The following is an 11,527-nucleotide window of genomic DNA, read 5'->3' on the forward strand; positions in this document are numbered from 1 at the left end:
CACAAATTGAGGAAAACCCATGACCAATAGACACGACCCAAGCCGTCGCATTATCGCGCCCCACGGCACAACATTAAGCTGTAAGAGTTGGCTTACCGAGGCGCCGATGCGCATGTTGATGAACAACCTGCATCCCGATGTGGCCGAACGTCCAGAAGACCTCGTGGTCTATGGTGGCATTGGCCGAGCGGCGCGTGACTGGGCGTGTTATGACAAGATCATCGAAGTACTGCAGCGGCTAGAAGACGATGAAACCTTGTTGGTGCAGTCTGGTAAGCCAGTGGGCGTCTTTAAGACCCACAGCAACGCGCCTCGCGTGATCATCGCCAACTCAAACCTAGTACCGCATTGGGCTAACTGGGAACACTTTAACGAGCTAGATAAAAAAGGTTTGGCTATGTACGGCCAGATGACCGCGGGGTCTTGGATCTATATTGGCTCCCAAGGCATAGTGCAGGGCACCTATGAAACCTTCGTTGCTATGGCTAAGCAGCACTTTGGTGGTGACGCTAAGGGTAAATGGATCTTAACCGGCGGCCTTGGCGGCATGGGCGGAGCCCAACCTTTAGCAGGCACCATGGCGGGCTATTCGGTGCTGGCTTGTGAGGTTGATGAGACGCGTATCGATTTCCGCCTACGTACCCGCTACGTCGATAAAAAGGCCACTAACCTAGATGAAGCGTTAGCTATGATCGATGCAGCGAACAACGCGGGCACTCCCGTATCAGTCGGCTTACTTGCTAATGCTGCCGATGTGTTTGCCGAGTTGGTCGAGCGCGGCATTACCCCTGATGTGGTGACCGATCAAACCTCTGCCCATGACCCACTTAACGGCTATCTACCCCAAGGCTGGACGCTAGAACAGGCTGCTAAGATGCGTCAAAAAGATGAAGCTGCGGTAGTTAAGGCGGCTAAGCAATCGATGGCGGTACAAGTTAAGGCGATGTTAGCGCTACAAGCGGCTGGCGCTGCGACGACCGATTACGGCAATAATATTCGTCAGATGGCGTTCGAAGAGGGCGTAGCGAACGCATTCGATTTCCCCGGTTTCGTGCCTGCCTATGTGCGTCCGCTGTTTTGTGAAGGTATTGGCCCATTCCGTTGGGCGGCACTGTCTGGCGATCCCGAAGATATCTATAAAACCGATGCCAAGGTCAAAGAGCTTATTCCTGATAACCCACAGCTGCATAACTGGCTGGATATGGCGCGCGAGCGCATTGCGTTTCAAGGTTTGCCTGCACGTATATGTTGGGTGGGGCTAAAAGATCGTGCGCGTTTAGCGTTAGCGTTCAACGAGATGGTTAAAAGTGGTGAGCTATCGGCGCCAATTGTGATTGGTCGCGATCACTTAGATTCAGGCTCTGTTGCCAGCCCTAACCGTGAAACCGAATCTATGCTTGATGGCAGCGATGCGGTATCGGATTGGCCCTTGATGAATGCATTGCTCAATACCGCGAGTGGTGCCACTTGGGTCTCCTTGCATCATGGTGGTGGTGTCGGCATGGGCTTTAGTCAGCACTCGGGGGTGGTGATTGTGGCCGATGGTAGCGAGGATGCCGCCGTGCGTTTAGGCCGTGTATTGTGGAACGACCCTGCAACAGGGGTGATGCGTCATGCCGATGCAGGCTACGATATTGCTAAGCAATGCGCCGCCGAGCAGGGCTTAGATCTGCCCATGCTCAATAGATAATCACCATAATAACAATAAGAATAGAGGCGAATAATCATGAGTCATTTAGTGTTAAAACCGGGCACCCTAAGCCTAGAACAACTGCGCGAAATTAGCCGCAGTAAAGTGAGCCTTGAGCTGTGTCCGAGTGCCATTGCCGATATCAATACCAGCGCCGACTTAGTGAAAAGAGTCTTGGATGAAGGTCGCACTGTCTATGGTATCAACACAGGTTTTGGTCTGCTGGCCAACACCAAAATAGGTAATGATGATCTGCAGTTGTTGCAGCGTTCTATCGTGCTGTCTCATGCAGCGGGTACCGGCCAACCTATGCGCGATGCGACTGTGCGCCTGATGATGGTGCTCAAAATTAATTCCCTGAGCCGTGGCTTTTCTGGTATCCGACTTGAGGTGATTAACTTTCTTATCGCCTTGGTCAATGCCGAAGTTTACCCCCGTGTGCCAGAGAAAGGTTCTGTGGGGGCATCAGGTGATTTAGCACCACTGTCACACATGTGTCTGCCGCTGCTTGGTGAGGGCAAGATGAGTTATCGTGGTGAGCTGATTTCAGCTGCTGAAGGTCTTGAGATCGCAGGTCTTAAACCCATTGAGTTGGCGGCCAAAGAAGGTTTAGCGCTACTCAATGGAACACAGGCGTCGACCGCATTAGCACTGGAAGGGTTGTTTAACGCAGAAGATCTATTTGCCGCTAGCTCGGTGATTGGTGCCATGAGTGTCGAAGCGGCCATGGGCAGTCGTAGTCCGTTTGATGCTCGTATTCATGCGGCGCGTGGCCAAAAAGGCCAGATCGACTCGGCCGCAATTTTCCGTCATCTATTAGGTGATGAGTCGGAGATCAGTCTGGCTCATGTTAACTGTGAGAAGGTGCAAGATCCTTACTCACTGCGTTGTCAGCCGCAGGTACTGGGGGCCTGTTTGACCCAAATTCGCCATGCTGCCGACGTGCTGGCGGTTGAAGCCAATGGTGTCACCGATAATCCATTAGTGTTCCAAGATACCGGCGACATTATCTCTGGCGGTAACTTCCACGCCGAACCTGTGGCAATGGCTGCCGATAACTTGGCGATTGCGATTGCCGAGCTGGGGTCGATTGCCGAGCGTCGTATTGCACTGCTGATCGACTCAAATCTGTCAAAACTCCCGCCATTCCTTGTCGAAAATGGCGGAGTCAATTCAGGCTTTATGATAGCGCAAGTGACTGCGGCAGCCTTGGCATCAGAGAACAAGACTTACGCACATCCGGCGTCCGTTGACAGCTTACCGACCTCGGCTAACCAAGAAGATCATGTATCGATGGCCACGTTTGCGGCCCGTCGTCTGCGTGATATGTCAGAGAACACTCGTGGTGTGCTGGCGGTGGAGTTACTCGCTGCGGCGCAGGGGCTTGATTTCCGAGCGCCATTGCAGCCCAGTGTCGCGGTCGCCAAAGCCAAGGCGGAGCTGCGTGAGTTAGTCACCTATTACGATAAAGACCGTTTCTTTGGCCCTGATATCGAGTCGGCCACCGAGTTACTGTTGGCGGCACGTTTTAACGCGTATTTGCCAGCGGGTATTATGGCAAGCTTTTAGAGGTATTTTAGGTGGTTATATGCCGGTGGGTTCGCTCGGTTTGAATCAATTGATGGCGCATAGGCTGTTGGGATTAAGCCTTAAGTTGGTATTGTTCAAGGGGGCGAATCGATATAGCGTGGTGACTCGCTATTACTGTTAGAGGATATGTATAGATGCAGCAAGGAGTCGCGTTTCAGGATGCCTATCCTGATGATTTAAGCCACTGTTATGGCTGTGGTCGTAATAACAGTCAGGGCCATCAATTGAAGAGCTATTGGCGTGGGGATGAGACTGTTGCCCACTTTATGCCCGAACCGTTTCATACAGCCATTCCGGGGTTTGTTTATGGTGGGCTTATTGCCTCGCTTATCGATTGCCATGGTACCGGCAGTGCCAGTGCTGCCGCTCAGCGCGCCTTGCAACAGATGGGGGAGGTGGATATTGAGCCGCCGCGATTTGTGACCGCGGCGCTGAATATTGATTACTTAGCACCTACACCAATGGGCGTAGAGTTAGCGCTTGTTGGTGTGATTAAAGAGGTGAAACCGCGTAAAGTGGTGGTCGACATTACATTGTCTGCTGGCGGAACCCTTTGTGCTAGAGGTCATATGGTAGCGGTTAAGATGCCCGATACCATGATGTAAGTGACTTGCTGTATCGCATCTTAATGTGAAGTGCTAACCAAAGTGGCGCAAGCATGGATGACTGCGCCACTTTGGTCTCATCAATAACTAGACCAGTGATGTTAATTTGAGCGTGAATAAGCTGGCTTAGCGTGAGTTCATCTCTTTCATTTTGAGTGTCAGTAACTGCTTGCTCCACTGAGCTTTATCTACCCCTTCAATCCAAAACGTGTCGCTCTTACGGGTTTGACCTTTGCGAAGATAGGTCTCGGGCATCCTAAAAATGGCCTGCCACACTTCAACCGTCTCCTTCTTGATTAGCTGACCTGAGTCGGCAAATAAGCCTATTTCTAGCTCGATCATCACATAACTTTCTGGGCTGGTGCTGCTAAGTTCGAAGTTAAGTCCTAGGCGCCCCTTACTGTCCCATTGGCTATTTAGGTAGCTAATTTTAACCCCATTTTTTGCCGTAGACTTAAGCAGGTCTGACTGCTCGATGGCGCGATGGCTTAAGCTATTGGCGACCTCGGCGGTGGTGACGGTCGCGACTGTTGCACCTTGCGCCGCAGCATTGAACTCGGGCGTATTTGGTGCTGTGCTTGTAGGCGTATCTTTTGGGGCTTGTGCTGTGGGTTGGTTTTCTAGAAACACATATTCCCAAGTAAAGTCATCATTGAGTTTGACGCTAGCGCCATTTTCAAGGGTGACAATGGCTACTGGCTCTGGCGCCATATCCTTAGCGAGCGTCGATAGCGATATCAGCATCATGGCCAAGGCGGCATAATAGGGTAGTGCTTTATACATGGAGTTAAACCAATTCAATTAGGGTTGCCGAGGAGGCTAGCATAGACAAACTGAGAGAAAATTTATACACCATATCAAGCAACATAGGCTTTTTATGCCTCAGATAGGGTAAGCCACTGCGCGAGTTTAGGTTTTCAGGGCTGAGATTAACGAGTATCGGCTACTGTGTGTCATCTCGCCTTACAGTAAACACCTTCGGCAAGGGTTGTCATGGCGGCAATTCTTATGGCGTAGAAATGGATTGTTGTTCGGCTTTATATTACAGTCGAGCAATAGGATTAAAACAGCTTTAAAAATAAGTATTTGTAATGATTTTGTTAGTAAGCTGATACACATGGATGACCCGCCACAGATATGGCGATGTTAACGGTTTAGCGGCGCGAGACATTTCGCCTCAGGAGATAAATATTTTGGATCAAGAACTACGCATGCATGTGTCGCAATGGCTGGCTCATTTTGGTATCGATACCCCAGCCGATGGCGTCTCTACTGGGATTATGTTGCTAGGGAGCTTACTGATCGCGCTTATCGGTTACCTGATTGTCAAGCGTGGTGTGGTGCAAGCTATGAATCTGGTGATAATGCGCTCTAAGGTCACTTGGGATGACATTTTTATGCGCCATCAGGTGCTAGAGAAGTTTGCCTTGTTGGTTCCGACCTTGATTTTAAGTATCTTACTGCCACTGGCATTAGTGGAGCACCCACTGTTGAGCGGTTTGGTCGACCGTCTGCTAGATGTCGCTGTCGTTATTTTGTTTGTGCGCGGGGTGTATTGTGCTCTGGATGCGCTGAATGAGATTGCCGATGTTAATCTTATCAGTCGACGTTTACCGATTAAGAGCTTTGTGCAGCTGCTAAAGCTGTTTATGTTCTTTGTGGCTATCATCATCTCTATCTCTGTATTGGCCCAGCAGTCTCCGGTGTACTTCCTCAGCGGCTTAGGTGTCGCCACCGGTTTGGTGATGTTGGTGTTTCGTGACACGATTTTAGGTTTTGTTGCGGGGATCCAACTTGCCGCCAACCGTATGGTGAGTCCTGGTGATTGGATCCAGATGGACAAATATGGCGCCGACGGTGCGGTCGAAGAGGTGTCATTAACCACGGTTAAGGTGCGTAATTGGGACCGTACACTCACCATGATCCCCGCTTATGCGCTGGTGTCTGATGCCTTTAAAAACTGGCGTGGCATGCAAGAGTCGGGTGGGCGACGCATTAAACGTGCGGTAAATATCGACATCGATTCGATAGCCTTTCTCAATGAAGAGCAGAAGCAACGCTTAGGTAAAATTAATTTACTAAAAGAGTATCTGGCTCGTAAAGAGGCTGAAATTACCGAGTTTAACGCCAATGTCGAAGATGGTGATATGCCTGTTAACAGCCGTAACCTAACCAATGTGGGCACGTTTAGGGCCTATCTACTGGAATACATGCATAAACACCCAAAAGTGCATCAAGAGATGACGCTGTTAGTGCGTCAATTAGCCCCGACAACCGAAGGCTTACCGATAGAGATCTACATTTTCACCAACGATACCCGCTGGGCTATTTATGAAGATATTCAGGCGGATATATTCGATCATATTTATGCTGTGCTACCGCAATTCAATCTGCGAGCGTTCCAATCACCTACCGGAGGGGATGTCCGTAGCCTAAAGACTGAGCGCCCGCTTTAATCTGTGACGGCTTGAGGGGATTATGCCCTCAAGCTCACTCTCTGGTAACTAAAATGGTGGCGAGGCTAAGAAACACGCCACCACTGACTCTGTCGAACCAATGCAATCGATTACTGGATTTGAGTTTAGGAGCCAGCATATTTGCCATGCTGGCATAGATCATCACAAAGCTAAAATCTATCACCGCCCAGGTGAGCGCCAATATGGCCAGTTGTGGCATTTGGGGCTGATGGATGTCGATAAACTGTGGAAACAGTGCGCCAAAGAAGAGCAGATCTTTGGGGTTACTGATACCCACTAAAAATGCCTCCTTAAACATTTGCTTAGGCGATCCTTTGCCTTTGATATATTGCAGATCTAGCCCTTGGGCGCTGGCCTTGGTCATGATGAGTTTAATGCCAAGAAACAGCAGATAAGCGGCGCCACAATATTTAAGCAGCGCAAAACCATGCTCTGTGGCACTGAGTAGTGCGCCCAGCCCCGCAGCAGAGGCTAACATCAAGAGTAACGCTGAGCTGACGCTGCCTAGCGCCGTCGCCAAGCTGCGGGTTTTACCGAAATGGATGCCGTGGCTCATCGACAGCACAGCCATGGTGCCCGGTGAAATGGCAATCAAGAAGACGGCGAACAGGTACAGTAACCAGGTATCGAAATTCATCGTAAAGCTAGTAGATAAAGTGGGCAGTGGCCGCACTATAACCAGAGCGCTCCGCTTTAGCAAACCTGCCCGTGGCTATTTTTGCGCGCTGTAATCGGGAATGGTTTTAGGGTGGCGCCCCTTGATGGTACGGTAGAAATCTAAGATGGTTCTCATCTCTTGTGCTATGTCACCGCTGACTTTTATGGCGGGTGGGATCACCACGGTTTTATGGGCAAAATCCAGTGCGACCGTCACAATGGGGACATCGGCTGCCAGTGCAATATGGTAGAAGCCAGTTTTCCAGCGCGTGACGGGGCTGCGGGTGCCTTCGGGCGCTAGAGCCAGCTTAAAGTTGGCATCGGCTTTAAACAGCTGTGCCACGGCGTCCACTAGATTGTTATTTTTGCGCCGATCCACTGGCGTGCCGCCAATGGCCTTAAACAACCAGCCCCAAGGTGGAATAAATAGTTGATGTTTACCGAGGAAATGGATGTTGTGCCCCAGAGCGCCACGGGCCAATACACCGATAATAAAGTCCCAGTTACTGGTGTGGGGGGCCACAATGGCAATGTATTGCGGTGTGGTCGGTAAGGCGCCGTCAATTTTCCAGCCCATCAACTTGAGTAGTGTTTTACACAGGGTTTGCAGCATAATTTTAGCTCTTTTAATAATGCAATTGGGTGTTTTTTTGGTTAACTGATAATGTCTTACAGTAGTTTATTATATACTACACCTTAATTTCTCCCGATGGAGTACATCATGGTTAAAAATGCATGGTTAATGCTGGTACTGTTGTTGGTCTTTCCGGCGCAGGCAGTGCCTACCGATGAGATCACTAAGGTGATCACCGAGCAGCAAGACGCTTGGAATCGCGCCGACTTAGATGCGTATATGCAGGGTTATTGGCACAATGACAAGGTGCGGTTTGTCTCGGGGAATAAATTTCGTTATGGCTGGGAAGAGACATTAGCGGCCTATAAGAAAAACTACCCGGATAAGGCGACATTAGGCACGCTAAAATTCACCATTAATGAGATCAAAATGCTCAGCAACTATGCGGCCCTAGTAGTCGGGCGCTGGGAGTTGACGCGGGCAAAAGATCAGCCCAGCGGTGTGTTTACCCTGTTGGTCGAAAAGATCGATGATAAATGGGTGATCACCCATGATCATACCTCTGATTAAGCGGTTATCTCTGGGTTAAGGGTAAAGCGCTGCCGCCCTAGGTTGCGCCCCTTGCCATCGTATCGCACCTCGATAAACTCGCTATTGCCTTGGTTATCTTGCAAGATAATCGAGGTCGAGCGCGTGCCATATTCTGGGTGTTTAATATAGATAGACGACAGCAGTCTTTCCCACTCTAATGCGATGCCGGTTTGTGGCAGTTCGCTGTCTTGAGCTTGGCTTTGGTCGGTCATAATGGCGAGCAGGGCATCGATATTGGGGGGCGTCGTTTGTGACAGCTGTTGCTCCAAGGCGCGAGTGCCTTTAGCCATTTTTGGCCAAATATCATCTAAGGCCCCATTACTGATGGCATGAAAGCCGGGCGTCAGTTGTTTAAGGCTGTTATCTAGGCTGTGGTAACAATAGAGTTGATCGCGGTGGCCAAACAATAGGTTGAATGGGTTGTAGCGCTGATGATGTTCGCTGAGCCAGTCATGGGTGATGCGGCTCGGTTCGTTTAACGCCTTGATCACTAATTCCCCGCGGCTGCGACTATCGGTATGCAGCTGCTCTGGTGCACGAATATTGGTCAGCGCCGCAATATCGCCCTGTTGATTGATGCCTAACCAGCTCCCACCCGCTTGGAGATCTTTGCCTGCCAACACATGATGCTCACCCGGCCAGAGGTGGGCGGGTTCTGTGGGGCGTACATGGAATTCGTCGCGGTTAGCGCAGATGATAACCGGATGGTCAGGATGTACGCCGAGCGCGACAAAGAGAATGCACATTAGCTCAAACTCACAGGATAAATGATGGCTTTAATTTAGCTTTGTCGTGTCATAAAAGCCATCTAAATGGACATCATCGCCTGATTAATGGTGATGATGTTTGTGAGTATGCTGCTCTGTTTTTGCGCTTATGGCGTCACCATTGTGTGCATGAGCCGTATCATCATGGTGATGATCGTGGACTTTGGGTGTCCACAGGGTGATACGCGCCATAAATTTACGGGGTCCTAGCCTAAGCAAGCTGGCGCCAAACAGGAAGGCAATAACGGCTAAGGCTGCGGTATTCAGGTTTTGTGGCAGGGCAATAATGGTGCTCCATTGCGGGATCAGCCAATGGGTGCCTAATAGGCAAATAATAATCAGTCCGGCTAATAGCAATCTTTGGGTCCAGTTCATCAGTTTTAGTTGCGCCAGATTAAATACCGGTGCGGCGAGCAGTGCGACCATGATAGCCTCGATACTCCAGCCACTGTAGGCCAGCGATAAGGCTAATACGGCGCCGCCAAGATTGCAAAAACGCATGGGTAAAAACAGCGCCATTAGCACCAGCACTTGCACCAATGGGTTTTCGAGTGGCACTAATGGGTGGCCGATAAGGTTGGCTAGAATCAAACTGAGGATGATCCACGGCGCGCTTCTATCCACTAAATGGGCGAAGCCAAAACGCCACGCCGAGATAGGTAGCCCTTGATGAGGGTCGGTCAGCTGTACTCTAGTCAGAGTGAGTAGCAGACCGATAAGGGTTAGGCCGATCAGTTGGATCATCGCCAGGCTTGGCCCCAGCAATAGTAAGGTGATCACTAGCGCTTCTGGGCCTGCCAGTCGTTGCAGCCAGCGCTTGCCTAATTGTGGGTGTTGTGGCGATAAACCCAATAGATAGCGCAAGGTGGCGATAACATAGGCCAAAATCAGCACAGGCGCCAAGGTCATTAGCCATTGCATCAGTTGTTCAGTACTGTGGCTGTGATCATGATGTTCGTGTCCACCTGAATCCATGGCGAGCAGAATAAACAGCAAGGCGATACCGAGCAGGCTGCCAATACCGGCCTGGTATTCATATTTACCTTGTTTGTCGCTGATATTGTTACCATGGGGTTGATGCAGTACCACATGCAAAATGGAGCCAGTGACAAAGGCTTGCAGATAAACAGTGTTATCTAGGCTGAGGTGATTAAGCAGTTGTTCGCCCGCGAAGTAGCCGACGCCTGTAAGCAGCATCATGCTAGCCAATACCGCCATCGCCCAGCGGCTGCCTACTTGGGGTTTAAGTAACCACCATATGGCCAAGCCGACCGGCAGCCGGTGCAATATCACCCCCAAGGCCAGTAGCGCCGAGTTGCCCTCTTGTTGGGCTAGTACCATGGCGCCACCATCTGTCATGGTATGTAGCAATAGGCCTGTGATCCCCAGCGTTAGTGTGAGGTTATGGGTCACTTCAGAATAGCGATGGAAGAGGCGCTCACTCAGGGTGGGGCCCCACAAACCTATGATCACAAACACTATGGCTAAGAAGCCACCGTGCTCTAATAGTTCAGGCAGAATATGGATTAACACTAAGCCGCCTAGCGAGACAAAGATAAATCCATCTAAGCCTTTTTGCAGGCCTGTTCCCGTGGTAAAGAAACGGTAGAACAGTGGGCCTAGCAGGAGTGCAATACAACTGGCGACGAGATAGTACATATTTAGTGTTAACAAGGGAGTCTAGAAAGCCAGATAGTATACCAGTGTTATCCTGTCCAATCGAATAATTAGCGCGCAGCATCATTTAATTTACATAGCCAAGGCGATAAGCGTCGCAGCTCATGGGCTAAAGATGTTGTGTAAAACCTGTATTTGTTGTGCTATTTGCTGATAAGTATTGAGAATAAGTTGTACAATGGGGCTTAAATTTTTTTGACCAATATTTGAGTTATGGACATATTTTCTGCTGCGGTAATGTTGTTTCTGATTATGGACCCGCTTGGCAACCTGCCAATTTTTGCCTCCATATTGCGTCATATTGAGCCCAAGAAGCGGCGCCGAGTCCTGATCAGAGAGTTAATCTTTGCGCTGATCATTATGCTGCTGTTTCTGTATGCTGGCGAAGCTATATTGAACTTCCTTAATTTGCGTTCTGAGTCGGTGAGCATCGCTGGCGGTATCATCTTATTTTTGATTGCCATTCGGATGATTTTCCCCCAACCCGGTGGCGTGGTGGGATTAGCTGCAGGCGAAGAACCATTTATCGTGCCAATGGCGATTCCACTCATGGCTGGACCGTCGATATTAGCGGCCTTAATTTTGTTAGCCCATACCGATAGCACCCGCATGATGGATTGGACCCTCGCCTTGTTAGGTGCTTGGGGAGCCAGTGCCGTTATCTTACTCTTCTATAAAGGGTTCACTAAGCTACTGGGTGACAAAGGTCTGACTGCTGTCGAACGCCTAATGGGAATGGTGTTGGTGATGATTTCGGTGCAGATGTTCCTCGATGGTATAGCCAACTATATGGCGCACACGGGGCAAGCTAACTAGATGTAGCATCAAGGCTTGCCTGCAAATGTGGTAAGCCTTGTGTTAACCCGTACCCTAAGCCCTGTGACTATTTAATCCCCTTT

The 11,527-nt window shown here is 50.0% G+C and carries 11 protein-coding genes; 6 read left to right on the forward strand and 5 right to left on the reverse strand.

The features are described 5' to 3' along the window. The first annotated feature begins 19 nt into the window (after positions 1-19). The 3 genes from hutU (at position 20) to DVO77_RS18180 (ending at position 3,885) form a co-directional block, all read left to right on the forward strand. Entirely contained in the window at positions 20-1,690 is a 1,671-nt protein-coding gene (gene hutU / locus DVO77_RS18170) for a urocanate hydratase (protein WP_119979294.1), read from the forward strand. Positions 1,691-1,726: 36 nt separating this feature from the next. Beyond that, a complete protein-coding gene (hutH, locus tag DVO77_RS18175; protein ID WP_119979295.1) occupies positions 1,727-3,259 on the forward strand; it encodes a histidine ammonia-lyase in 1,533 nt (510 codons plus the stop codon). A gap of 155 nt (positions 3,260-3,414) precedes the next feature. Continuing rightward, positions 3,415-3,885, forward strand: a complete 471-nt coding sequence (locus DVO77_RS18180) for a PaaI family thioesterase (protein WP_110456840.1) — start codon at positions 3,415-3,417, stop codon at positions 3,883-3,885. 126 nt (positions 3,886-4,011) lie between these two features. Here the strand turns inward: DVO77_RS18180 and DVO77_RS18185 are convergent, their stop codons facing one another. Then, positions 4,012-4,668, reverse strand: coding sequence for a DUF3157 family protein (locus DVO77_RS18185; protein ID WP_119979296.1), 657 nt, complete (start codon positions 4,666-4,668; stop codon positions 4,012-4,014). 410 nt (positions 4,669-5,078) lie between these two features. Here DVO77_RS18185 and DVO77_RS18190 point away from each other — a divergent pair, with 410 nt between their 5' ends. Further along, positions 5,079-6,341 (forward strand): mechanosensitive ion channel family protein, encoded by a 1,263-nt coding sequence (locus tag DVO77_RS18190; protein WP_110456889.1) that lies wholly within the window; start codon positions 5,079-5,081, stop codon positions 6,339-6,341. Between the two features lie 34 nt (positions 6,342-6,375). Here the strand turns inward: DVO77_RS18190 and DVO77_RS18195 are convergent, their stop codons facing one another. Then, positions 6,376-6,999 (reverse strand): LysE family translocator, encoded by a 624-nt coding sequence (locus DVO77_RS18195; protein WP_119979297.1) that lies wholly within the window; start codon positions 6,997-6,999, stop codon positions 6,376-6,378. Between the two features lie 75 nt (positions 7,000-7,074). Continuing rightward, entirely contained in the window at positions 7,075-7,632 is a 558-nt protein-coding gene (locus DVO77_RS18200; protein WP_119979298.1) for a lysophospholipid acyltransferase family protein, read from the reverse strand. A gap of 108 nt (positions 7,633-7,740) precedes the next feature. Between DVO77_RS18200 and DVO77_RS18205 the strand changes: the two genes are divergently transcribed. Next, positions 7,741-8,163: a YybH family protein gene (locus DVO77_RS18205; protein ID WP_119979299.1), complete on the forward strand. Its 423-nt coding sequence runs from the start codon at positions 7,741-7,743 to the stop codon at positions 8,161-8,163. Here DVO77_RS18205 and DVO77_RS18210 read toward each other — a convergent pair. Both DVO77_RS18210 and DVO77_RS18215 read right to left on the reverse strand, forming a co-directional pair. Then, a complete protein-coding gene (locus tag DVO77_RS18210; protein ID WP_119979300.1) occupies positions 8,160-8,930 on the reverse strand; it encodes an NRDE family protein in 771 nt (256 codons plus the stop codon). The two genes, DVO77_RS18205 and DVO77_RS18210, sit on opposite strands and share 4 nt — an antisense overlap. Positions 8,931-9,014: 84 nt before the next feature. Further along, complete coding sequence (locus tag DVO77_RS18215) at positions 9,015-10,610, reverse strand: metal transporter (protein ID WP_119979301.1); 1,596 nt, start codon at positions 10,608-10,610, stop codon at positions 9,015-9,017. Positions 10,611-10,841: 231 nt separating this feature from the next. On the opposite strand from DVO77_RS18215, the gene DVO77_RS18220 reads away from it, so the two are divergent. After that, positions 10,842-11,444, forward strand: a complete 603-nt coding sequence (locus DVO77_RS18220; protein ID WP_119979302.1) for a YhgN family NAAT transporter — start codon at positions 10,842-10,844, stop codon at positions 11,442-11,444. Positions 11,445-11,527: the final 83 nt, after the last annotated feature.

The organism is Shewanella algidipiscicola (assembly GCF_003605125.1).
Classification (GTDB): domain Bacteria; phylum Pseudomonadota; class Gammaproteobacteria; order Enterobacterales; family Shewanellaceae; genus Shewanella; species Shewanella algidipiscicola.

Coding starts and splice junctions, on each gene's coding strand:
- hutU (WP_119979294.1), top strand. CDS start 20: ATGACCAATAGACACGACCCAAGCCGTCGCATTATCGCGCCCCACGGC.
- hutH (WP_119979295.1), top strand. CDS start 1,727: ATGAGTCATTTAGTGTTAAAACCGGGCACCCTAAGCCTAGAACAACTG.
- DVO77_RS18180 (WP_110456840.1), top strand. CDS start 3,415: ATGCAGCAAGGAGTCGCGTTTCAGGATGCCTATCCTGATGATTTAAGC.
- DVO77_RS18185 (WP_119979296.1), bottom strand. CDS start 4,668: ATGTATAAAGCACTACCCTATTATGCCGCCTTGGCCATGATGCTGATA.
- DVO77_RS18195 (WP_119979297.1), bottom strand. CDS start 6,999: ATGAATTTCGATACCTGGTTACTGTACCTGTTCGCCGTCTTCTTGATT.
- DVO77_RS18200 (WP_119979298.1), bottom strand. CDS start 7,632: ATGCTGCAAACCCTGTGTAAAACACTACTCAAGTTGATGGGCTGGAAA.
- DVO77_RS18205 (WP_119979299.1), top strand. CDS start 7,741: ATGGTTAAAAATGCATGGTTAATGCTGGTACTGTTGTTGGTCTTTCCG.
- DVO77_RS18210 (WP_119979300.1), bottom strand. CDS start 8,930: ATGTGCATTCTCTTTGTCGCGCTCGGCGTACATCCTGACCATCCGGTT.
- DVO77_RS18215 (WP_119979301.1), bottom strand. CDS start 10,610: ATGTACTATCTCGTCGCCAGTTGTATTGCACTCCTGCTAGGCCCACTG.
- DVO77_RS18220 (WP_119979302.1), top strand. CDS start 10,842: ATGGACATATTTTCTGCTGCGGTAATGTTGTTTCTGATTATGGACCCG.